General features: G+C 47.8%; 20 protein-coding genes. 9 read left to right on the top strand and 11 right to left on the bottom strand.

What is annotated here, in order from left to right:
* Positions 1 to 303 precede the first annotated feature (303 nt).
* Together map and ACYCS5_RS17805 are read right to left on the bottom strand one after the other, a co-directional pair.
* Positions 304 to 1086, bottom strand: coding sequence for a type I methionyl aminopeptidase (gene map / locus ACYCS5_RS17810; RefSeq protein ID WP_080658580.1), 783 nt, complete (start codon positions 1084 to 1086; stop codon positions 304 to 306).
* Positions 1087 to 1191: 105 nt separating this feature from the next.
* On the bottom strand, positions 1192 to 1380 hold the full coding sequence (locus ACYCS5_RS17805) for a hypothetical protein (protein WP_007428354.1): 189 nt from the start codon (positions 1378 to 1380) through the stop codon (positions 1192 to 1194).
* A gap of 364 nt (positions 1381 to 1744) precedes the next feature.
* On the opposite strand from ACYCS5_RS17805, the gene ACYCS5_RS17800 reads away from it, so the two are divergent.
* The 5 genes from ACYCS5_RS17800 to ACYCS5_RS17780 all read left to right on the top strand — a co-directional run bounded on the left by ACYCS5_RS17800 (position 1745) and on the right by ACYCS5_RS17780 (position 6126).
* Positions 1745 to 2782 (top strand): serine hydrolase domain-containing protein, encoded by a 1038-nt coding sequence (locus ACYCS5_RS17800; protein WP_029515940.1) that lies wholly within the window; start codon positions 1745 to 1747, stop codon positions 2780 to 2782.
* Between the two features lie 44 nt (positions 2783 to 2826).
* The gene (locus tag ACYCS5_RS17795; RefSeq protein ID WP_029515941.1) at positions 2827 to 3978 is read left to right on the top strand and encodes an MGDG synthase family glycosyltransferase; all 1152 of its coding nucleotides are present in this window, start codon (positions 2827 to 2829) and stop codon (positions 3976 to 3978) included.
* A 30-nt stretch (positions 3979 to 4008) separates the two neighbouring features.
* On the top strand, positions 4009 to 4290 hold the full coding sequence (locus ACYCS5_RS17790; RefSeq protein WP_029515942.1) for a hypothetical protein: 282 nt from the start codon (positions 4009 to 4011) through the stop codon (positions 4288 to 4290).
* A 554-nt stretch (positions 4291 to 4844) separates the two neighbouring features.
* Positions 4845 to 5528, top strand: a complete 684-nt coding sequence (locus ACYCS5_RS17785; RefSeq protein ID WP_029515943.1) for an MOSC domain-containing protein — start codon at positions 4845 to 4847, stop codon at positions 5526 to 5528.
* Between the two features lie 259 nt (positions 5529 to 5787).
* Positions 5788 to 6126 carry a DUF4870 domain-containing protein gene (locus ACYCS5_RS17780; protein ID WP_029515944.1) on the top strand — a complete coding sequence of 113 codons (339 nt, stop codon included), beginning with the start codon at positions 5788 to 5790 and terminating at the stop codon, positions 6124 to 6126.
* 184 nt (positions 6127 to 6310) lie between these two features.
* Here the strand turns inward: ACYCS5_RS17780 and ACYCS5_RS17775 are convergent, their stop codons facing one another.
* Both ACYCS5_RS17775 and ACYCS5_RS17770 read right to left on the bottom strand, forming a co-directional pair.
* The gene (locus tag ACYCS5_RS17775; protein WP_318627617.1) at positions 6311 to 7264 is read right to left on the bottom strand and encodes a sigma-70 family RNA polymerase sigma factor; all 954 of its coding nucleotides are present in this window, start codon (positions 7262 to 7264) and stop codon (positions 6311 to 6313) included.
* A gap of 18 nt (positions 7265 to 7282) precedes the next feature.
* Complete coding sequence (locus ACYCS5_RS17770; protein WP_039270408.1) at positions 7283 to 7726, bottom strand: carboxymuconolactone decarboxylase family protein; 444 nt, start codon at positions 7724 to 7726, stop codon at positions 7283 to 7285.
* 151 nt (positions 7727 to 7877) lie between these two features.
* Between ACYCS5_RS17770 and mscL the strand changes: the two genes are divergently transcribed.
* The gene (gene mscL, locus ACYCS5_RS17765) at positions 7878 to 8372 is read left to right on the top strand and encodes a large conductance mechanosensitive channel protein MscL (protein WP_029515947.1); all 495 of its coding nucleotides are present in this window, start codon (positions 7878 to 7880) and stop codon (positions 8370 to 8372) included.
* A gap of 82 nt (positions 8373 to 8454) precedes the next feature.
* Here the strand turns inward: mscL and ACYCS5_RS17760 are convergent, their stop codons facing one another.
* Both ACYCS5_RS17760 and ACYCS5_RS17755 read right to left on the bottom strand, forming a co-directional pair.
* Complete coding sequence (locus ACYCS5_RS17760) at positions 8455 to 9156, bottom strand: histidine phosphatase family protein (protein ID WP_029515948.1); 702 nt, start codon at positions 9154 to 9156, stop codon at positions 8455 to 8457.
* 78 nt (positions 9157 to 9234) lie between these two features.
* Positions 9235 to 9528, bottom strand: a complete 294-nt coding sequence (locus tag ACYCS5_RS17755; protein ID WP_029515949.1) for a hypothetical protein — start codon at positions 9526 to 9528, stop codon at positions 9235 to 9237.
* A 172-nt stretch (positions 9529 to 9700) separates the two neighbouring features.
* Here ACYCS5_RS17755 and ACYCS5_RS17750 point away from each other — a divergent pair, with 172 nt between their 5' ends.
* Positions 9701 to 10333, top strand: coding sequence for an NUDIX hydrolase (locus ACYCS5_RS17750; RefSeq protein ID WP_029515950.1), 633 nt, complete (start codon positions 9701 to 9703; stop codon positions 10331 to 10333).
* A gap of 7 nt (positions 10334 to 10340) precedes the next feature.
* Here ACYCS5_RS17750 and ACYCS5_RS17745 read toward each other — a convergent pair whose 3' ends face one another.
* Both ACYCS5_RS17745 and ACYCS5_RS17740 read right to left on the bottom strand, forming a co-directional pair.
* The gene (locus tag ACYCS5_RS17745) at positions 10341 to 11129 is read right to left on the bottom strand and encodes a TrmB family transcriptional regulator (protein WP_029515951.1); all 789 of its coding nucleotides are present in this window, start codon (positions 11127 to 11129) and stop codon (positions 10341 to 10343) included.
* A 65-nt stretch (positions 11130 to 11194) separates the two neighbouring features.
* Positions 11195 to 12046 carry a zinc ribbon domain-containing protein gene (locus ACYCS5_RS17740; protein ID WP_029515952.1) on the bottom strand — a complete coding sequence of 284 codons (852 nt, stop codon included), beginning with the start codon at positions 12044 to 12046 and terminating at the stop codon, positions 11195 to 11197.
* A 310-nt stretch (positions 12047 to 12356) separates the two neighbouring features.
* On the opposite strand from ACYCS5_RS17740, the gene ACYCS5_RS17735 reads away from it, so the two are divergent.
* A complete protein-coding gene (locus ACYCS5_RS17735) occupies positions 12357 to 14783 on the top strand; it encodes a UvrD-helicase domain-containing protein (RefSeq protein ID WP_459759872.1) in 2427 nt (808 codons plus the stop codon).
* A 179-nt stretch (positions 14784 to 14962) separates the two neighbouring features.
* Here ACYCS5_RS17735 and csaA read toward each other — a convergent pair whose 3' ends face one another.
* Positions 14963 to 15295 carry a chaperone CsaA gene (gene csaA / locus ACYCS5_RS17730; protein ID WP_039270396.1) on the bottom strand — a complete coding sequence of 111 codons (333 nt, stop codon included), beginning with the start codon at positions 15293 to 15295 and terminating at the stop codon, positions 14963 to 14965.
* A 286-nt stretch (positions 15296 to 15581) separates the two neighbouring features.
* Positions 15582 to 16376: a GNAT family N-acetyltransferase gene (locus ACYCS5_RS17725; RefSeq protein WP_459759871.1), complete on the bottom strand. Its 795-nt coding sequence runs from the start codon at positions 16374 to 16376 to the stop codon at positions 15582 to 15584.
* A gap of 449 nt (positions 16377 to 16825) precedes the next feature.
* On the opposite strand from ACYCS5_RS17725, the gene ACYCS5_RS17720 reads away from it, so the two are divergent.
* Positions 16826 to 18748: a glycosyl hydrolase gene (locus ACYCS5_RS17720; RefSeq protein ID WP_459759870.1), complete on the top strand. Its 1923-nt coding sequence runs from the start codon at positions 16826 to 16828 to the stop codon at positions 18746 to 18748.
* A 259-nt stretch (positions 18749 to 19007) separates the two neighbouring features.
* On the opposite strand, the gene ACYCS5_RS17715 is transcribed toward ACYCS5_RS17720, so the two are convergent.
* A complete protein-coding gene (locus ACYCS5_RS17715) occupies positions 19008 to 20687 on the bottom strand; it encodes an ABC transporter substrate-binding protein (RefSeq protein WP_459759869.1) in 1680 nt (559 codons plus the stop codon).
* Between the last annotated feature and the right edge of the window lie 19 nt (positions 20688 to 20706).

Here is a 20706-nt window from a genome sequence, read left to right as displayed (position 1 = left end):
GTAGCTGTCCGTAACATATATCAGGGACTTATTATTAACAAGCACCGAACGGCATGGATGACATTCAGCTCGTCCATACGTATTATCGTGATGCTACCAAACCTATCTTTATCGGTAGGCTGTTTTCTGTAGCTTTGCAATTCTCGCGCTTATTCTCTGTATCTGCTTTTTTCCAGGACTGGACGGCAAAGTGGCGGGAATTGTGATGGCTGTTTCCGATGAATGCATCATCCTGAAAAAAACTTACCTAGAGAGCCTTATGCAAAGGACCCGCACATTGACTCCCTATGGCACAACTCGCTTTTACGAGGTCAAAATATAAGGGCCGTTCTTTGTAATCGCAATCGTGTGCTCGTATTGGGCTCCCCAACTGCCGTCTGCTGTGCTGATGGTCCAGCCATCGTCCCCCCAGAGCACGGCCCCCTCGGTTCCTAGGGTAAATACCGGCTCGATGGTAATCACCATCCCTTCGCGCAGGGGTAATCCCGTTTTGGGACGACCGTAGTGCAGAACCTCTGGCGGCTCATGCATTTGGCGGCCAATGCCATGCCCGATCAGAGGCTTGACGTTGCCGAACCGCCGCCAGCCTGCCGCTTTTTCCACAGCATGCCCGATATCCCCCAATGTCCTCCCCGGGCGGGCAACCTCTATACCGCGCATCAGTGCCTTATGGGTCTGCCGCAACAGTCTCGCTACCGGGCGGCTAATGTTACCTACCGCATAGGTCCATCCTCGGTCAGCCAGCCAACCGTCCTTGTTAACCACAATGTCGATGGTCACAATATCCCCATCATGAAGCACCCGCTCCGAGGGAAAACCATGGCACACCACCTCATTGACCGAAGCGCAGGTGGCATAAGGGAAACCTTTATAGCCCTTTTGTTCAGGCGTGGCTCCGCGCTTGTTTAAAAACTGCTCCACCCAAGCGTCGATTTCAAGCGTTGTGATTCCCGGAAGAATACGACTTTCCAGCGTACGATGACAATCTGCTAAAATACGCCCGGCCTCCCTCATGTAGCCGATTTCCTCCGGTGTTCGTATCGCTATCTCTATTGGAATCCGCCTCCTTTGAGCATACAAATACACTAAACCTATCCCATTGTATGCAGGGCAGACACAAAAAAACCGTCTCCTCTGTGGATAGACGGTTTATAAAAGTCGTATTTCTAGTTTTTCGGGTAATCGAACCCTTTAAGATACTGAAGAATTTATGCGACCGAGTTCGTTTTCCACCACCATGGTCAACTCTTCCTCATACCCTCCTGTAATCCGGTATTTTCGCACATATTCCTTTACAAATTTTTTGGGATCCTTAGGCCGGAAAATTCGAGTCATTTCCCGCAGACTTTCCTTTACTTCATTGTGACCTTTCGTTGCCATGTAACTCCCTCCCAAAACGTTGAAAATAAGTGCTCCGTTGAAGAGAATGCCGAAAAGTATTGATGTCCTTATGCAGTGAAGTAGTATGTCTAATTGCAGCTTAGGTCGGGAACGCCTTAGGCAGGCATGTACCTGACACTTGTATTAACCGATTTTCTTTTGGCTGAATCACTACCCCATTATAACATATTCAGATACAGCTTTCAGCTTTCCAGTAAATTTACATTGATTTTACCTATCTTTTACGCATCATGTCATTTGGGGTACTACATCAGCTGTTGCACAGAGGGTATACCTTATTTATCGGTTTTTGGAGTGTATGTGTTTGGGGTAAAATAAATAAACATAACAAGGAGGGAAAAGGATGAGCCGCTATGCTCCGCTGTTCACTGCACCTGTTGCCCGTATGTCTGCCCTGAACATAGGAACTTGTGAAGAGGAGGGCATCAATGCCTCCTTACTTGATCAGGCAGACCGTGAAGTTCAAGCCAAGTTTCCTAAAATGCACAGCTTCCTGCTGCTGCGCCACGGTAAACTGATCTGGGAACGCTATTACAACGGTCATGAAGCAAGCTCTCTGAACGATTTGCGATCCGCGACCAAAAGCTTCACTTCCACGCTCATCGGCATAGCTATGGCTCGCGGTGATATGCCCGGGCCAGAGACGGCTGTACATAAGCTGTTGCCTGAGTATTTACCTAGGCGGAAGGAAACACTGCTAGAGCAGATTACGATTCGCCATCTGTTGACCATGACATCCGGCTTGTATTGGCAGACAGGCAAAAAGCTCGGAGAAGCTTTTATCCACCGTTTTCATCGCAGCAAAAGCTGGCCGTCCTTTGCCCTGCGCTTACCTGTACAGGAGGATCAACTCGGTGTATTCCAATATCGCAGTGTTGACTCGCACTTGCTGTCCGTGCTACTGACCCATTGTTGTGGGATTGACGCCTATACGTACGCTCTCCAGCATCTGTTCGAACCCTTAGGTTTTGGGAGAAGTGGTTGGGCACAAGATCCAGAGGGCTACACCATGGGACATATCGGGCTATATCTGACATCGCGTGACATGGCTAAATTCGGCGACTGCTGCCTTCATCAAGGCAGCTGGAACGGAAAAGAATTGATACCGGCCGATTGGCTGCATCAGGCGACACAGCGACAGGTCGAAGGCTATCCAGAATTCGGGGATTACGGATTCCAATGGTGGACAGGACGACTCCACGGCATCAACTACGCGTGTGCACACGGACATGGAGGACAGCAAATTTATCTTGTGCCAGAAGCGAACGCAGTCGCGGTATTTACAGCAGACAGCAAGGTGAGCCGTTGGAAAAATCCGCGAACACTGCTGGAGCGTTACGTTTTGCCAGCCGTATCCTCCCTCAACTTGGAACGTTCCTGAAATGAGCTTCAATGTGCTTATTGAATATAGGGGGCTAAACAATCATGGAAGTCTTACCACCAAAAATTCTAATATTGTACGCCAGTTACGGGGAAGGCCATGTACAGGCCGCCCGGGCAATTAAGGACAGTTTGCGAAGACTCGGACACTGCGAGGTACGACTACTTGACCTAATGGCTGAATCTCATCCCTGGTTGAACAGTCTGACCAAATTTGTATATATGCAAAGCTTCAAAACCATTCCACAGCTTTACGGATGGGTCTATAACATCACGCGCGGTATGCAGGCTACATCGGCCTTCGGCCATGTGTTGCATTCATTCGGAATGCGTCAACTTACGCTCACACTGAAAAAGGAGTTGCCCGACCTCGTAGTACATACATTCCCGCAGCTCGCGCTTCCGGCGTTACGTCGCAAAATGGGAATGCATTTGCCGATTGTCAACGTGGTTACGGATTTCGATCTGCATGGGCGCTGGCTGCATCCCGATATTGACCGCTACTATGTAGCCACTGAGGATATGCAGCAGGAAGCTGCCCAGCGGGGAATACCGATCGAACGCATTGCCGCGACGGGCATTCCGATCCACGCTTCTTTTTATAACATGTCTGCCGACGAAGCGCCTGTTCAAGAACAGCTAATCCCACCCCTACAGGCTGAGACTACTACGCTACTCATTATGGCTGGCGCCTATGGTGTGCTATCCGGCATAATGGATATCTGTCAGCAATTAAGCCAGCTTCCTCAGTTGCGGCTACTCATCGTCTGCGGTCGTAACCAGCAACTGAAGGCAGAATTGGATGCGCTGTATGCAGACTACCCGGACATTTACACCTATGGATTCGTGGACTTTGTTCCAGCACTTATGCGTGCGAGCAATCTGGTGATTACGAAGCCGGGCGGCATTACACTCTCAGAAAGCATTGCATCCGGTTTGCCTATTCTTGTGTTCAAGCCCGTACCCGGTCAGGAGCTAAATAATGCTCTATATTTGCAGCAAAAAGGAGCTGCTCGGATTGCTCGCACTACGGAGGAGCTGATTCAGCATTGTCTCGACCTGATTTCCATCCCCTCTCTTGCTGGAGAGATGACGCAGGCGATTAAGCTACTTCGCAAACCTCATCCCGCAGACCAAATTGCCGAGGATATTTTGCATCAGCTTGTGGATAAAAGAACCTCCGTCCGGACAAATTAACGGAGAATAAGCCAGACGGAGGGGATACCAATGGAACGCAAAGGAAAGGATTTACTCCCACTAACGGGTGATAAGGTAGAAGTGGACGGTGTTTATATTGATGAGGATGGACATGAGCAGCATTTGCACAGAGGCCAGCATTTTCCCGCTGATGTAGTTTTGGGTACTTCCGAGTGGAAAATGACCGAATATGCCTTTGATAACCATCACGAGGGACGTACCGATGAACGACTTATCCCCAAAGAGGATGACAAGAATAAAATGGGTAAAATCACACATCCACGCCGCCATTTAAAAACTGGTGACCGATAATTACGAAAGTATATCCACAATTACACCCAATATGTTGATAGTTTGTGGACAAACTGTGTGCAAAGTATTAATTATCGTAATATTATCTACAGATTGTGCACAACTTGTGCATAAATAATGTTATTTATGTGGATAAACATTAATATGTGGTGGATAAAGTGTATACAACATGTGCAAAACATGTGCATAACCGTTTAAAAGGCTGAACGAATTCTTTTCGTTCAGCCTTTTTCGTATTTTTATACACATTCTCTAATTCATTTTTTTACCGAGATCGGGTATGTTCGAACGAAAAATCGCTCCCGGAACGATGAGTTGCCCAAAAAGGACTCTATCCCATTAACGGAGACTCATCGAAAATTCGCAAATAGCGCATAGAGGAGTGTAAAATGGAAACGAGGACGAACAGAGTCAAAAGAGGAATTACCGAAATGTAATAAGGCGTAGTCATCATAGAAATTCTCGCTTCAGGCGGGCGAACATATGCAGGAACGCGGTATATAGAAGCATCTAGCAAAACTCGTTGACCAAAATTTGGAGTAGGGGTGATCCGAATGGCATCTATTAAAATCCTTTCACTTAATGTCGGCATGCCCAAGCAGATCCAGTTTAATCAGAAGAACGTTTCTACGGGGATATTCAAGTCGGCCACAGATGAATATTTGTATTTATCTTATCTAAACTTCGAAGGGGATGGGCAGGGCGATCTAGTTCATCACGGGGGTAAAGAGAAAGCTGTATGCGTCTATCCCTACGAGCACTATCCGTTCTGGGAAAATGAATTGCGGAGACCGCTCGATTACGGCGCGTTCGGGGAAAATTTAACGATAAAGGGTTTGCTAGAATCCGACGTTTGCATTGGAGACGTCTTTAAGCTTGGCAAAGCTATCGTTCAAGTTAGCCAACCGAGACAGCCTTGCTACAAGTTGTCCATCAAGTACGGCGTACCGGACATGCCCTTGAAGGTACAGCAAACAGGCCACACGGGATTCTACTTCCGCGTTTTGGAGGAGGGAGTTGCCTCTAAAGCCGACGGACTATCCCTCCTTCATCGCCATCCGAAAGCAATTACGGTTTCATTTGCCAATCGAATTATGCATCAAGAGAAGAATCATATCGAGGGTATTAAGCAAATTCTTGAAGTTGAAGAATTGTCCTTAAACTGGAGAAATACGTTTCTAAAACGTTTGGCGGGAACCGAAACGGATTCTCGGGAAAGACTATCAGGCAATTCGTAAGGTGGAAGTGGTTCAATGAGTCTGCAAGCTCGTCTGGCTACAGTCGAACATCGAATCTGCGAAGCTTGTGGGCGATGCGACAGAAGCGCAGTCCAAAGGTTATCGCCAAATTCGAGTATATCCACTCGCTTGACCGCTTATCCTTTGTGTAGAGCCATTTTTTTTACCGAGATCGGGCATATCCTTCAATCCTGTCCTCATAGCTTGTATAGTACGGAGACTTAGCTTGAATCTTTTTATAAAGGAGGATATGCCTGACATGTCAGTCTATAAGTCTTCCACAGGATTGGATGAAAATATAGCAGCTGTCCTGTGCTATTTGTTCGCCTTTATTGGCGCGCTGGCCTTTGTCATGCTGGAAAAGAAAAGCCGATTCGTATTATTTCACGCACTGCAATCCATACTTCTTTTTGTAGCCCTCATGATCGGACATGTGCTGGTAGGATTCATCCCCCTACTCGGTCCTTTCTTCGCTTCCCTGCTAACGCTGGCAGGCCTTGCCTTGTGGATTATCTTGTTAATTCGTGCGGGACAAGGAAAGTGGCTCAAGCTTCCCTGGATAGGCGATCTGGCTCTTCATCAAGCCCGGCAGTTATGAAAACAGCAAAAAACCTTGATCCTAAGCAAGGAATCAAGGTTTTTTATGTTTGGGCAGTTCATTTTTTTACACTAGCTTCTTCTGTCCTATCAGGACTTTGAAAAATTCGATTCCAGTCGCTCCGGAGTGCAAGATATAGACGAACTAAACCATTTCGATCTATATCTTAGTCATTGGAAGTCGCTTATGGGATTTTTGCAAAATCCTCGTCTATATGGATGTGTCCCAGCTTATCTGGATTAACCATTAAATAAAAATTCTGAATATGCTCCCCGTCCGGTGTCAGTATGAGACATAAGGTTTCTCTCACTTTTCCGTCTTCCAGAAATGCCAGCTGGACCTCGCCATTGATGACGGTATGGCACACATCTCTTTCTCGTAAAACGGTTAATACCCGACGAGAAGTCAACAGGGCAAGAACACCTTTGCGTACAACCATCGGCCTCATCACCGTATGCACATTACCTCCGCCATCTGACACAAATACAGGTTGTTCAGCCAGTAGTTCCAGCATAGCAGTCACATCGTAGGCAAGAAAAGCTGTTGTAAAACGTTCTAGTAGTTTTATTCGGGATGAGTTATTCACATTGCGACTGGACTGAGCCTCAAAAGCAGATTCTCCGGAAGATAGAATACGACGGGAGCGACTAAACAACTGACGACAGTTGCTCTCCGTCTTCCCCAGCAATTCCGCAATATCTTTGTAATCATATTGAAAAGCTTCCCTCAGCACAAAAACAGCCCGCTCTATCGGCTTTAGCTGCTCCAGCAAAACCAGAAAAGCGTAAGATATCATATCTTTACGCTCTAACCAATCCGCAGGGAGATCTGCGCTTTCACCCAACGGCTCCGGCAGCCACTGTCCTACATATGTCTCTCTTTGCTTACGTGCAGAGTTCAGTAGATTCAGGCACCGATTCATCGTCATTTTGGCCACATAGGCTTTGGGATTGTGTATATTATCCAGGGGCTTATCCTTCAGCTCGACAAAGCAGTCTTGAACGACATCCTCGGCATCTGTAACCGTTCCAAGCATGCGATAAGCAATGGCAAAAGAATATTTGCGATATTTCTGATACAGCTCTTCCAGACTTACATCCACCGATTCTTGTTCAATTCTATGTTCTTTGCCAGACAAAGCATAGCCCCCTGTTCATTAAAGAATGCCCGGATACATGCCCGTTGCAATTGCAATCCGGTTCCAACTGTTAATCACGTTAACTGCGGTTATCAAATCTACGTATTCTTCCTCGGTAAAATGCTCTCTGACCCGATTATACAAATCTGTAGGTACCCCTTGTTCTGAGATACGAGTAACCGCTTCGGCTAATTCAAGCATAACACGTTCTTTTTCCGTGAACAAAGGAACCTCCCGCCATAAGGCTAGCTGCAAAATGTGGTCAGCATAATCCCCCAGCTTGAGCAGATCCTTCGCATGCATATCCAGACAATAGGAACATCCATTGATTTGGGATACTCTAATTTTCAGTAGTTCGTACAATACTTTGTCTGTAAAACGACCGGAAATATATTTCTCCATCTCCATCATCGCCTTGAACGTACTAGGACTCACTGTTCTGTGATTGAATCTTAAACTCACGATACATCGCCTCCATTATTGGTTTACATATAGAAGACAAATGAACATGTGATTTTGTGACAAAGTGCAATACATCAATTGGGAATTGCCCTCAATTGACATAGCATGTATTATAGATAAATGATTTTATGCAAAGAAGGTGAGCACTCACATGAGCGGAAAAGGTATTATAAAAGAATTTAAGGAATTCGCTGTACGGGGTAACGTGATTGACCTCGCGGTCGGTGTTATCATCGGTGGAGCGTTTGGCAAAATTGTCACTTCTGTGGTAAACGATATTATTATGCCTCCGATTGGTAAGCTTCTGGGAGGTATGAATTTTCCAGATTTGTATGTAGCTTTACAAGCTGCTGATCCTTTAAATGGTGACGGTACACGCAAGACTTTGGCACAGGCCAAAGAAGCAGGGATCGCGGTCCTCGCCTATGGTCAGTTCATTAACGTCCTGCTGGACTTTCTGATCGTGGCCTTCTGTGTGTTCATGCTGGTCAAAGGGATTAACATGCTGAAACGCAAAGAGGAAGAAAAACCTCCTCAGGAAAAAACGATCAAGGAATGTCCACATTGCCTATCCGAAATTCCTGTAGCCGCTACCCGTTGCGCACATTGCACTTCCAAGCTGGAAGGGTACGTGGAAGCACGCTGACTCAACCCACTTATATGACTACAATAAACGGCTTAAGACGCTCTATCGTCTTAAGCCGTTTTGGCATGTATGGAAAATTCAATTAGTTGAAATTGGTGATAATGCCACGGGGTCTAACGGGCAAGCCCTCAGCGTACAGATGGGAAACATCACCGAAGCCGATGCAACGGGGAACTGCCCATTCTTGGGAGCGCTCATCAAACAAGATCGTGGTTACGGAGCTAGGCGGCATCCAAAAACCGGACCAGACCAAGGCCAATGGCAACTCCAACAGATGAGCAAGCCAGGTCAGCCCGAAGCCGCCATGACAAAATACCGCCACCTGATCTTCAGTGTGCTTCAGAATCCGGTACCTGCCCTCCACCCGCTCAAAGCCTTGCCGTTTCAGGAACTCATCGGAATGAAGCTTCAGCCGCTCGAAGGTTTCAGGGCTTTGCGTTCCCTGATAATAGGAAATCTCCTGCCAAGAGTCATGAGTCGGCAGGGGCAACTCGGAACGGATCACTTCACCAGGCAAATCCCAATGGGAAAGACGACCGTATGGGGTTTCCTCCAGCTTTAGAGCCAGCTCCTGCGTCCAGTGTTCTACTTCATGAGTCATACCCAGAGAGTCGGCGGTGTAGCGCATCGTATCCAAAGCCCTCCCCAAAGGAGAGGCATAAATTCGATCCAGTCCGTGACTGGAAAGCCGCTTGGCTAGTGCCTGGGCTTCCAAATGCCCCTCCGGCGTGATGGTGTTGTTGGGGTAATCGGGGTCTGCGTGTCGGATAATATACAATCTCATCATTGTTCTCCGTTCCTATGAATGGCGACAGGATCGCTTTATCTCATTTCATCGATTAGTTCTCCTGGTCTTTAACGTTTAACGTTTATTCAGCAAAGTTTCCAAAATCGCGCGCAAATCCCTATCTTCCTGGTAGACTTCCTCACCCGTATCCAGCTCAATAACCCGGATATATGTATAATTGGCTCTGACATCGACTGGTTTAAAAATCAATTCCTCCGGATTGTCTGGGCGGACATCATAGCCCATATTTTTGAACATATCCGTGATTTGATCAATCCCCGGCTTGCCCCCGCTTTCCAGCATAATCAACCCGCGAAGTTCCTTGGGTTCCTCCGGATGCATGACTCGAAAATGTACTATACATTCCATGTAAAATCGCTCCTTTCAATCATAAATCTATGTGATGTTTCAAATCCTTATGTTCCCAGCATACCCCAAATGCCACTCCACATTCCACACCCGCCTTCATATCGTTAGGACAGAAAACACGTTATACTGTAAAGTAGACCTTTGATTTCTGCTTACTATAGGAGGAACCACGATGAATAGCGAGCTTCTGGATATCTACGACGATGAAGACAACCCCCTTGGCACAGCCTCCCGACGAGACGCACATGCCAAGGGATACTGGCACCATACCTTTCACTGCTGGCTAGCACGAGACACTTCTACAGGCCGTCGCTTGCTATTCCAACAGCGTCAGGATACGAAGGATACCTTCCCCGGATGCTACGATATTACAGCAGCCGGTCATTTGACGGCAGGCGAAGATATGTCTCAGGCAGCTCGCGAGCTGGAGGAAGAACTGGGCATTCATGTTCCCTTTACCTCATTAACACCGCTGATGACCGTTCGGTATGAAAGCAAAGGTACCGCCCAGGGCACCTCTTTTTGGGATCGGGAGGTTAGCTCGGTGTTTGGACTGCTATCGAACCAGCCATTGGAAGCTTATCATCTCCAGCAAGAAGAAGTAGCCGGACTGTACGAAGCGGATCTTGACCAAGCACTGGCCCTTTTTGAAGGCTATATTCCCTTTATCGAAGCCCAAGGCATTACGTCAGGGCCGAACCCAGAAAAAACTCGCCGCCTGATCACATCGGATCAATTCGTGCCTCATAAGGCGGGCTATATTACATCTATATGCCGGGCACTGATGGAACTTCCTACCCGGTAATCTTTAGCTATTCCCCAGCTGACATATATTTGCCGATAATGCCTTCATACCGCCAGCCATACCGGGTCGACAGCTCTCTGCCCATATCATGCTCCAGCTCATACAGAATAAGATCCTGAGCAAAATGATTAAGCAGCAGGCCTGTCATTACCGGATGCTCGGTAATAAGCGCCTGTGTCGGGCAATTCTCTCCCCGCATACCCAGCATGCACCAACGCCGATCAATAACAAAAGAAAACTTACGCCCTGCTGGTTCCTGTCCGTCTGTACCAGACCTAAGCGGTAACCACGGTCCCATCATGCTTTCTCCGTTATCGCAGGACCAGAGCAGACGCACACCTCGACTCTCGGCTTTCTCCAACTCTGTCCGCAGCAGTTCGGCTTCCTCGCGCCACAAGTCCAACACAATCTCATGCTCTGCCCGTTCCAACTCACGGGTCAGACTTTCCAGTACCTTCCGATCGCCTTCCGCATTATAAAAGGTCGGCTTGGTTGGTTCTGTTCGTGGCATTTCTTTCTCCACTGCACGTAGAGACTCCTGCATTTGTCCTTCGATCATCCGGGTCAATTCAGCCGGTGGCAGCATGCTGTAACGTACAGGCTCTCCCGCACTGGTTCTGAGGTATCCCTGCCCGGCCAAACGCTGTAAAGCCGCGTACACGTTGGAGCGTGATGCACCCAGACGCTTAGCCACTTCATAGCCGGAAGCCGCATTTTGCCTCGAAAGCTCGACCATAACCTTGGCTTCCATTTCCGTAAAACCCAGATTCCGCAGATGATGCAGCAAACGCTCCATATATTCTGTTCCCCCTATGCTGCCCGGCGTTATGTCTGTGTCCTGCAGCAGCCTGTTCGGCTGCGTTAAATCTGTTCAGCTCCGCAACGCGGGCACCACTTGGACCCTTTGGGTAGTTCTGCGGTGCAGATTTGGCATTTTACATTTTCACGTACTTGTGCAGACGGCGTTGCCGGTTTCTCAGCCCCGGAGTTGTTGGCCTTCCAATATCGAATCCGCTCGTCCAGCTCCTCCTGACGCTCACGCTCACGTGCCAGTTCTTCAAGACGACGGTGTTCTTTTTCCAGATCTTCCTGACGACGGCGCTCCCACTCAGCGTCGAATGCCGCTTTTTCCTCCGGTGTAAAATCAGACACTGTATAATCGCGGTCTAGTCCCGCTGGTTCGTGTGTTTCATACCGCTCATCCTGTTCCTGTTCATGTCGATCGACTACTTCATGTTCTGCATACTCCGTGTAAGCAGGCGCAGCATCCTTCGCTACCTCTGGCTTGCGCAGATCAAAAGAATAGACGTCCGTTGGCACCTCTTCACGCACAGCAGCTACTTGTTTGGAAGCAGCCTGTCCTTCATTGAGCTTGCGTCCGCATTTAGGGCAAAAGTTCGCATCCAGAGGCACAACCGCTCCACAGGTGCATAAATGAGCGTTCTTCAATTCTGCAATTCTACTGCGCAGCTCGTCAATTTCATCCTGAAGCTCATCACAAGCAGTGGATAGCTGTGTCATCTCGGTTTCTGCCACCGACATGTCGGATGCGCGATAACCTTCGTAAAAGATTTGACCCATTCGCAAGAAATGAACATCCATTTCCTGCTGGATCGTTGTAATTTGTGAATTGATCTTACTAATCTCGACAGCATGCTGCGCCTTTTCTGTTGCGCGATTAGCGCCTTCCTTTATACGTTGAATCAGCTTCATCGTTATTTCCTCCCCATATCCAGCCGGATTTCACTGTACCGTCCGTATATCCCAAAGTTTTTTTCTGTTGGCAAACCTCGAACTCCTGTATAATGGAATGCGGTCATATCGCCTGTTTGAAGGCTATAGGCATTGGCGTCAACGTATTGACGTTCTGACGCTTCGGCAAGATCCGCATGAATTTCAGCATTATTTTAGTCCATCGCCTTGTTCTTATCGTCAGCTAAAGCTGACTAGAACTCTATCATACCAAAAACTACCCCCATTTGTGAAAATGGAAGATTTTAAGAACGAAAGGGGTTTCAGGATTATGGACCCAAATCCTTCTTTTTACCCCCGACCCATCGGGGTTCCTTATTCAACGTCGAGCCCTCAGGCACGTCGTGCTTCCATGGATACCAGTATGACGCTGGTACCCGATACCGACCAAGACTCGGCTTATTTCCGTGCTTTAGAGAACGCCGGCATTCACCTGAACCGCCCGCAGATTCAGGCCGTCCGCCACGGCAAAGGTCCCCTACTGACCCTTGCAGGGGCTGGCTGCGGCAAAACCACAGTGCTGGCTGCCCGCGCAGGCTACCTGATGGCGATGCGGGATGTTCCTGCATCGTCCATTCTGCTGGTGACCTTCACCAGCAAGGCAGCTGCCGAGATGAAACTGCGCATCGCGGGATTACCCGGTGTGCGCCCTGCCGCTGCACGTGCAGTTCAGGCACGCACGTTTCACTCATTCGCTTTGGCGATGCTGCGGCATCGCGGCGTGCAAGATGAAGTGTTCGGTGAAACGCAGGCCCAGCATACCGTCATGAAAATGATGCTGCGGCAGCTTGGGCTCAGCGAAGCTTTCCAGCCGGAAAGCCTGCTGTCTGCCCTCTCCGCCTGGAAAGCGGAAGGCCGCAGCGCGGACGAGCTGCCGGAAACCGTGCGCGAGGAATCGGATGCCAAGCGTGCCATGCTCGCTTATGAAGCGTGGAAACAGGAGCGCAATAAAATGGATTTTGACGATATTCTGCTGCGTGCCTCCGCACTACTGCGTGACCCGGATGTGCTTCAGCCGCTTCAGCGACGTTTTTCACATATCATGGTCGATGAATTTCAGGATACGAATGCCCTCCAATATGAGATGGTGCAGCGGTTGGCTGCCCGACATCGCAATCTGATGGTTGTGGGGGATGATGACCAGACGATCTATACCTTTAATGGGGCACGCCAGGAATCCATTCTGGAGTTTGACAAGGTCTATAAGGATGCAAAGGTCATTACTCTGGATATTAATTATCGCAGTGATGCACGCATTTTGGGGCTGGGCTCCAACATCGTCGCCAAAAATGTTCATCGACGCTCCAAGCGCCTTTCGGCTGCCGGGCGTGAAGGCTTGCCGCCGCAGTTTGCCACCCCATCCGGACCCGAGGAGGAAGCGGGGCATATTGTTACCCATCTACTCGGGCAGGTAGAGGAAGGTCGGCTGCGCTACCGGGATATCGCTATTTTGCACCGAACAGCCAGCGGAAGCCGATCTATTTTTGAGCAATTAATTATGCGGGATGTCCCATTTATTCAGTACGGAGCAGGGGCTGTATTTTATGATCAGTCCCTGATTCGTCCTTTAATGGATCACCTGCGCTTGTCGCTAAATCCCCGGCGTATGGAATCCATTCCGAGCACCCTTGGGCCGCTGTACGTCTCCCGTGAGGCGGGTATGGAATGGATTATGCGCGAGGAGAAACAGCAGGCTAAAAAATACCCGCTGATTCATCTCAGCCGCTGGGATCGTCTACGTGATTTTCAGCGCGAACAAGTGAAAGAGCGTATTCGTCTGATTCGCAGTCTCACTACCATGAAACCTGCCTATGCCATTCAAGAAATGCGGCGCGTCTTTTATGACAAATATTTGGAAAGTGGAGATACGGGCGCGTGGACTCATTATAAGGAAACGATGCAAGAAAGTCTGGAGGAGCTCGAAACGGCAGCCAAGCGGTTTGACACTGTGGAGGCGTTCGTCAGCTTTGCGGACGAGCTTTCCGAGCGTCACCGCCAAATGGAATCGCTGCGCAGAGAGGAAGACAGCGATGCTGTTCGGCTCATGACGATCCACCGCGCCAAGGGATTGGAATTCCCTTGCGTATATTGGATCGGAGCCAGCGAAGGCATTCTGCCGCACAGCTCGGCGCTGCACAGCGAGCTGCCGGAGGATCGGCGGGCAGGCGCCGCCCCAACTACAGCTGTGGATAACGATGCAGCGCTTGAAGAAGAGCGCCGCCTCGCTTACGTGGCCGTCACCCGGGCGAAGGAGTTGCTATACATCACCTCCCCCGCCTCTAATCATGGCAAGCCTGCCGCCGTGTCACGCTTCCTGCTGGAAGCCTATGGGGTCACCCCTGAGGCTTCCAAGCCAGAAACACGCCGCAGTAGCTTTGGCCAAGCGAAGGGTGCTTCCGGGTATGGCAGCCGTGCTGGCGCTGGATCGCCAGCGTCTGGCACAGCGACCCGCGTGAGCAGCAGGCCGGGACCAGGCAGCGCTACGGCACGGACAACCTCGTCGGTGGCAGGGTCTCCGGCGGAGCCACGCATCAGCGTGCCCGTGTGGAAATGTACCGACGGCGCTTGCAAAGCGTGGATGCGTCGCGACACAACAAGCGGACGCCGTACAAGCGCGGCTAGCACAAGCACGCCGCCAGTGTGCCCGCTCTGCGCCTCCCCGATGACAGAGGGGACACGCAGCATCCCAGCCAGATAGGGATACGGCGTATAGCTGGTATGGAGAATTGTGCAGACCAATAATAAATCAAATAAAATTTGGACAGACCAAATAAAAAAGTGGCAGACTAGGACTTAAAAATAAAGCCCTAGCCTGCCACTATCTGTTTTAACTTGCTATTGAACGATCATGTCCTGTTAGATTATCCAAGCGTTCTATCACCCAATAGGTGTTCCATCAGGTAGTTTGATATCTGGTTTCAATAGAACCACATCCCCCTTTTCGGGTATTCCTCCAAGAACCAATACCTCTGAGTTAAAGCCTGCTATCCGTCGAGGTGGAAAGTTGACTACACCTATGATTTGTTCCCCTATAATATCTTCAGCCACATATCTTTCTGTAATTTGTGCACTCGAAGTTTTTACACCGATATCTTGTCCAAAATCAATTTCAAGTTTAATAGCAGGTATTTTTGCTTCTGCAAAAAACTCAGCTTTAATGATGGTTCCAACTCGAATATCTAGTTTCAAAAAATCATCAATCGTTGCCATCTAAACCTTCTCCTCATTGATTGTTTCTAACTTTCACGATAATCAGTTACAAATTTAATATTTTGCAACTGTATACTTTAATGATTTTGTCCAAAAATACATTCTCATACCGAATAAAGTCATCATTCCACCGATGAATTGAAATGCAGAAATGACTTCTCCCAAGAATAAGTAGGCGAGAATAGGTGATTCCCCAGTCTGACAGTTACCTGATACCGCTCTAATACCAACAGTCACCTATATTCCGTTGTACTTCTCAATCGGCGCGCGACAGCGGCCTAGTTCGTCAATCAATAGATAGCTTAAAATCAACAATAGTTTGCTCAGCCGTGATCTCATAGCCTAAGCCCTCGTAAAGATATACAGCGGCTTGGTTCTCCTTCAGTACTCCCAGGTAGATATCTGATGAAAGTGATCTGCCCAGTTTTGTAAGTTGGCTCGTCAAGTGCTTTGCTAGGCCTTTCCCTCTGTGGGTAGGGCTTGTGTATATGTTTCCGAGCTCAACGAGTTTAGAATCATAAAAGTGGAAGCCGCCCACGGCAATAAAATGACCACATTCCTTTATCCCAAGGAAAGGATATTGTTCGAGTTCGCTCCTCGTAAAAAATTTCATGCCGCCATTTCGTAATAAATCCACTATATCTGAAAGGTCATTTTCCTTAACAAGCTCAGCCCAGTTTGAATCGAGCAGTTTCGATTGATCCATATGCTTCATTGTTAAAAAACGTTGTGGGTTACCCATTATAAGACCATGAGATTGAAAAAGTTCAAGGTCACGATTACAGAGGATTGTACCACAAACAGTATTTTTCTTAAGTTGAATGATTTCCTCAGTAAAAGCAATAAGAGCTGGAAAGTTAAGTTTCTCGCGATTTATGCAATGGAAAGAAAATGCAGGGAAGGATAGCCCACAAAAGTATGCTAAGACCGCTGTCAGCTTGTCGTCTACATATTGACCAACAAATTTAGCCTGCTCCTTACGTTGACTTAAATAGCTATAGAATAACAAGTGTTGGTCTCTATTAATCTGGTCAGTTAATTGACTAATTGTTTCGTAGGTAAGCAATTGATGAGAAATCATTTATTAGTCCCTTTCATTAGTCATACTTTTCCTATGCGTGGAATACCTACTGGCATGATACCACAAATTGAAACTATTCTTCCCGCTTATTCCATATAGCCTTAAAAAATATTGGGTTATACATTTCTATAAAGATAAATTGTTTGCCGCCGGAGTATAAAAATCCATAATTTAAGGATGATTTTTCCCGAAATTCATTGTATGGTTCCTGCCTCGCGTCTAATTTATGATGAAATTAAAGAGAGGTGAGGCACTGAAAAAATTAATGACAAAAATTGAAAACGCATACAAATGAAGAAGGAATGTTTAAAAGTGCAAGCTGGTCCTTAATCACCTGTCATCGATTACTTCAAAGCGTACTTAATATGTACACACTTATGAAAGCGTTTTCTTTACTATGCGTTGCAGGTTAACTAAGGCTTTAACATCTAATTCAAGGAGTGAGTCATATGCCAGACCCATGGAAAAAAAGGTTTTTCAGTATTCTCAGTTTTGTTCTCTTATCCTTTTTGTTGGTATCTCTCAGTTTAATTCCAAGCCTAGCAAAAGCAGAATCAGCTCACTTGGTCACTGACGGTAGCCCCTCTCCAATTGTCGTCAGCTCCAAAAATGCAATTCTTCAAGGTTACGGGGTAGAAAAACGGAATATACCCTATACCGGCGATACGCTTTATAAAGGCGATGGCTATGTATCCTTCTTTTATGACTATGACCCAAACTCAGGAAAGTCTGACGGGACGGCTACGTTTAAAGTGAACGTGCCTACAGCAGGTCTTTATAGGCTGAGCCTCGGCTACTACATTCCGGCGGACACCGGCTCCAAGGATACCAGCATCAAGGTCAATGGCACAATGGCTGAAAACGTAACGCTGGCTGCTCCTCCGAAAGGTGCGGCGGTGAACGAGAAAATGGTAACTAAGATCATGCTGAATGCTGGCACAAACGAGCTGACTTTTTCAAGAGGCTGGGGATATTACGGGATCGAGTATGTGAAGGTTGAATTCGCCAATCTGCCTGCTGCAATAAGCAAAATGGAAGCCGAAGACGGAGCCATTACTGGTGAGGTCAGCATCGAAGCTGCTGATACGGGTTATTCCGGTACCGGTTACGCAGCCTTTAAAGGCACAGGGTCGTTAACCTTTGCCTATAACGCAGCCTCAAGCGGGCTTTACAATCTTGCAATCGGTTACAGTAACCCCAATGGAGACAAAAAGACTCAATTGGTGGTCAATGGCCAGACCAGCGAAACATCACTCCCGACAACAGCAAGCTACACAGAGGTATCTGGCGGTAAACTGATGCTGAGTGCGGGAAACAATACCATACAGTTCAATGTCGATTCGGACCAATATCATATCGACTACGTCAAGCTGTCAGCAGTGTCCCCCCCGAAATTGCATCAGATTGAGAAAAAGCCAGTAAACCCGAATGCGACTGCGGAAACCAAGGCACTTATGGGTTATCTCGTCGATAGTTACGGCAGCAATATTCTTTCCGGTCAGCACACTCTTGAGGATGCCCAGTGGATTAAAGACCAAACTGGAAAGTATCCTGCGATGTTATCAACGGACATGATGGATTATTCCCCCTCTCGCATCGAACATGGCGCCACCTCAACTGAAGTGGAAAAGGCGATTCAATGGGCCAAAGAAGGTGGAATTGTCACATTCGCATGGCACTGGAATGCTCCTAAGGGACTGCATGATATTCCCGGCAAAGAATGGTGGCGCGGGTTTTACAAGGACGCTACTACATTCGACGTTCAATATGCGCTCACTCATCCCGAGTCGGAAGAGTATCAGCTTATCCTAAGGGATATCGATGCTATTGCTGCTCAGTTGAAACGTCTCCAAGACGCTCACGTTCCGGTGCTGTGGAGACCGCTGCACGAGGCGGAGGGCAAATGGTTCTGGTGGGGCGCCCAAGGGCCAGACTCCGCCAAGCAACTGTACCATATCATGTACGACCGCCTAACAAACTACCATCACCTGAACAACCTGATCTGGGTATGGAACTCTGAGAGCCCCGAGTGGTATCCGGGAGACGATGTCGTCGATATTGTAAGTGTGGATATCTACAACCAGGCGGCTAATTATAGCCCAAGTATCGGCAAGTATGACAGCTTGGCGAATCTCGTGCAAGGCAAGAAGCTGGTTGGTCTGTCCGAAAACGGCCCGATTGGCGATCCTGAATTACTTCAAACATATTCAGCGCATTGGCTCTTTTTCACCACATGGACAGGCGACTTCATCCGCAACGGACAATATAACTCCCTGGATCATCTCATAAAAGTGTTCAACAGCGATTACGTGATCACGAGGGATGAGCTTCCCGAAGACCTATTTACTTCGTCCAAGAATGAAGCGGAGTAAATTACTTTGAACGTATCCGTAACTATACCGTCCCATCCAGCGTCGTAAAGTAACGAAGTAGTCTTCCTCTAACAAACAGCGGCCGCCTCTGAAAATAACCAGGGTAGCCGCTGTTTATTTGTACCTCAAATGCTCCATATTTCTATTCTCCCGTTTCGTTAATGTAGCTACTTTTCTAACCAAGAGAACATTATGAAAAAGGACCGTCTCCTCTCCGGCAGGAAAGTGGAAACGGCCCCGTTCTTTTATGCGAAACGAGTTAGTTCGTGGACCACAGCTTAATTCGGTCTTGGATATGCTTGGTAAAGGATTGTTCCATTTCTTGCACTCCAGCTTTCTCTAGTTCTGCCATATAGGCATCCCAAACCTTGTCGAAGTTTTCCGGTTTAGTCATGACAGCTTCCGGAATTCGTTTCCATGTAATATCCTTCATCTTGGCTCCAAGAATAACAGCCGGATCGTCATTGGGAAGAGACATTGTATATGCTGCTCCGTATGCTCTAGGCGGAAATTCCTCTTCCTTCGGGAATAGATCTTTCCAGTGCTCGATCTTATAAGCCTTAAGAACTTCCTTCTCCGACTTATTGTAAGTCGCTGTCAGCAGTTCTGGATAACTACGAGTGAAATAGTTGCCGGTTGAGTCCTCGATGCCATCACCATAATGGACCGACAAGTTCCAATATAGGCCGATTCCAGACTCTTTTTGGAAAGCCGCATTGTCATTGTTTATCCGTTCAAGTACAGCCGGAGTAATCGTCCGTTTGCCGTCTTTCATCGTGTAATGCTTTCCTTCAATTCCCCAGTTATTCAGGACTTGCCCCTCTTCCGATGCTAGAAAGTCGAGAAACTGGATAGCGCGTACCGGATCCTTGCATTTGCTAGAGATTGAGATTCCGTACCCCCCATCAAAACCAGGCAGCCAGAAGTTGGTATCCTTGTACTCCTTGCTCATGGTAACTGGATAATGACCGTAAGTCTGATCGAATTTGCCCTCCGCCTTCAGCGCATTTTGTCCGTCGCCATAGTCCCATTCCGGATCGGCCAGGCCCAGTACGCGACCTGAAGCCACTTTCGCTTTAAACTGGTCAGTCTTTTGCACAAAGCTTTCCGGATCAAGTAATCCAATGGCATTCATGTGATTCAACCAGCGAAAATATTCTTTTTCTTCCGGTCGACGGAAATGATAAGTCGCTTGGTGTGTTTTTTGATCGATGTAGTATTCACCATCGTCTGGTCCCCCTGTTGTTTGGAATCCTGAGTTCGTTACCTGGTACATATGCCAATCGTCCGCATTTAGGGACAGTCCGATATTTTTGTTGCCATTTTCATCCGTCGGATGCTTGGTTAGATAGTCCTTAATGACTTTTTCAAAATCCTGTACCGTACGAATGTCTGGGTATCCCGCTTCCTTGACGACACGGTGTTGGATTTTAAATCCTACGTCGGGTTTGATTTTTTTCTCTTCGACAGCAGACCAAGTTGGAATCACATAGATTGATGGGTCGTCCAAACTGTACTTTGTTCGAACAAGCTTGTCACCCAGCATTTTTTTGATGTTTGGTGCATGCTTGTCGATCAAATCCGTCAGATCAATGATTGCGCCAGCATCGACAAATTTGCCAACATCCGCCTTAGCAGCGATTAAATCAGGATAGTTTCCTGTGGCAGCAATCAATGAAATCTTTTGGACCGGGTCACCGACAGCGAATTCAGCATCAAGGGTTACTCCAGTTTTTTCAGCGATGACCTTACCGACTTCATCCTTCATGCCATTCCAATTTGTGCTGGAGTCTTCCGAAAAATAAGTAAGCGTGATGTCACCCGTTGTTACGGCCTTGGTAGCCTCGGACGGATTATTACCGCTGCACCCTGCAAGGGTCGCCACTAAAGTCAGTGACATTACGAAAGATACGATCATTCTGTTTTTTCTTGACTTCATGGAGCGAAACCTCCCTGTA

It is taken from the genome of Paenibacillus sp. SEL3, from assembly GCF_054602585.1.
This window is presented reverse-complemented; position numbering and strand designations above follow the sequence as displayed.

What these genes read in the sequence shown, in the direction of transcription:
- ACYCS5_RS17780 (WP_029515944.1), top strand. Translation starts at nt 5,788, where the DNA reads ATGTCAGTCTATAAGTCTTCCACAGGATTGGATGAAAATATAGCAGCT.
- ACYCS5_RS17795 (WP_029515941.1), top strand. Translation starts at nt 2,827, where the DNA reads ATGGAAGTCTTACCACCAAAAATTCTAATATTGTACGCCAGTTACGGG.
- ACYCS5_RS17735 (WP_459759872.1), top strand. Translation starts at nt 12,357, where the DNA reads ATGGACCCAAATCCTTCTTTTTACCCCCGACCCATCGGGGTTCCTTAT.
- ACYCS5_RS17725 (WP_459759871.1), bottom strand. Translation starts at nt 16,376, where the DNA reads ATGATTTCTCATCAATTGCTTACCTACGAAACAATTAGTCAATTAACT.
- csaA (WP_039270396.1), bottom strand. Translation starts at nt 15,295, where the DNA reads ATGGCAACGATTGATGATTTTTTGAAACTAGATATTCGAGTTGGAACC.
- ACYCS5_RS17715 (WP_459759869.1), bottom strand. Translation starts at nt 20,687, where the DNA reads ATGAAGTCAAGAAAAAACAGAATGATCGTATCTTTCGTAATGTCACTG.
- ACYCS5_RS17750 (WP_029515950.1), top strand. Translation starts at nt 9,701, where the DNA reads ATGAATAGCGAGCTTCTGGATATCTACGACGATGAAGACAACCCCCTT.
- ACYCS5_RS17800 (WP_029515940.1), top strand. Translation starts at nt 1,745, where the DNA reads ATGAGCCGCTATGCTCCGCTGTTCACTGCACCTGTTGCCCGTATGTCT.
- ACYCS5_RS17745 (WP_029515951.1), bottom strand. Translation starts at nt 11,129, where the DNA reads ATGGAGCGTTTGCTGCATCATCTGCGGAATCTGGGTTTTACGGAAATG.
- ACYCS5_RS17720 (WP_459759870.1), top strand. Translation starts at nt 16,826, where the DNA reads ATGCCAGACCCATGGAAAAAAAGGTTTTTCAGTATTCTCAGTTTTGTT.
- ACYCS5_RS17760 (WP_029515948.1), bottom strand. Translation starts at nt 9,156, where the DNA reads ATGAGATTGTATATTATCCGACACGCAGACCCCGATTACCCCAACAAC.
- ACYCS5_RS17790 (WP_029515942.1), top strand. Translation starts at nt 4,009, where the DNA reads ATGGAACGCAAAGGAAAGGATTTACTCCCACTAACGGGTGATAAGGTA.
- ACYCS5_RS17805 (WP_007428354.1), bottom strand. Translation starts at nt 1,380, where the DNA reads ATGGCAACGAAAGGTCACAATGAAGTAAAGGAAAGTCTGCGGGAAATG.
- ACYCS5_RS17740 (WP_029515952.1), bottom strand. Translation starts at nt 12,046, where the DNA reads ATGAAGCTGATTCAACGTATAAAGGAAGGCGCTAATCGCGCAACAGAA.
- mscL (WP_029515947.1), top strand. Translation starts at nt 7,878, where the DNA reads ATGAGCGGAAAAGGTATTATAAAAGAATTTAAGGAATTCGCTGTACGG.
- ACYCS5_RS17755 (WP_029515949.1), bottom strand. Translation starts at nt 9,528, where the DNA reads ATGGAATGTATAGTACATTTTCGAGTCATGCATCCGGAGGAACCCAAG.
- ACYCS5_RS17785 (WP_029515943.1), top strand. Translation starts at nt 4,845, where the DNA reads ATGGCATCTATTAAAATCCTTTCACTTAATGTCGGCATGCCCAAGCAG.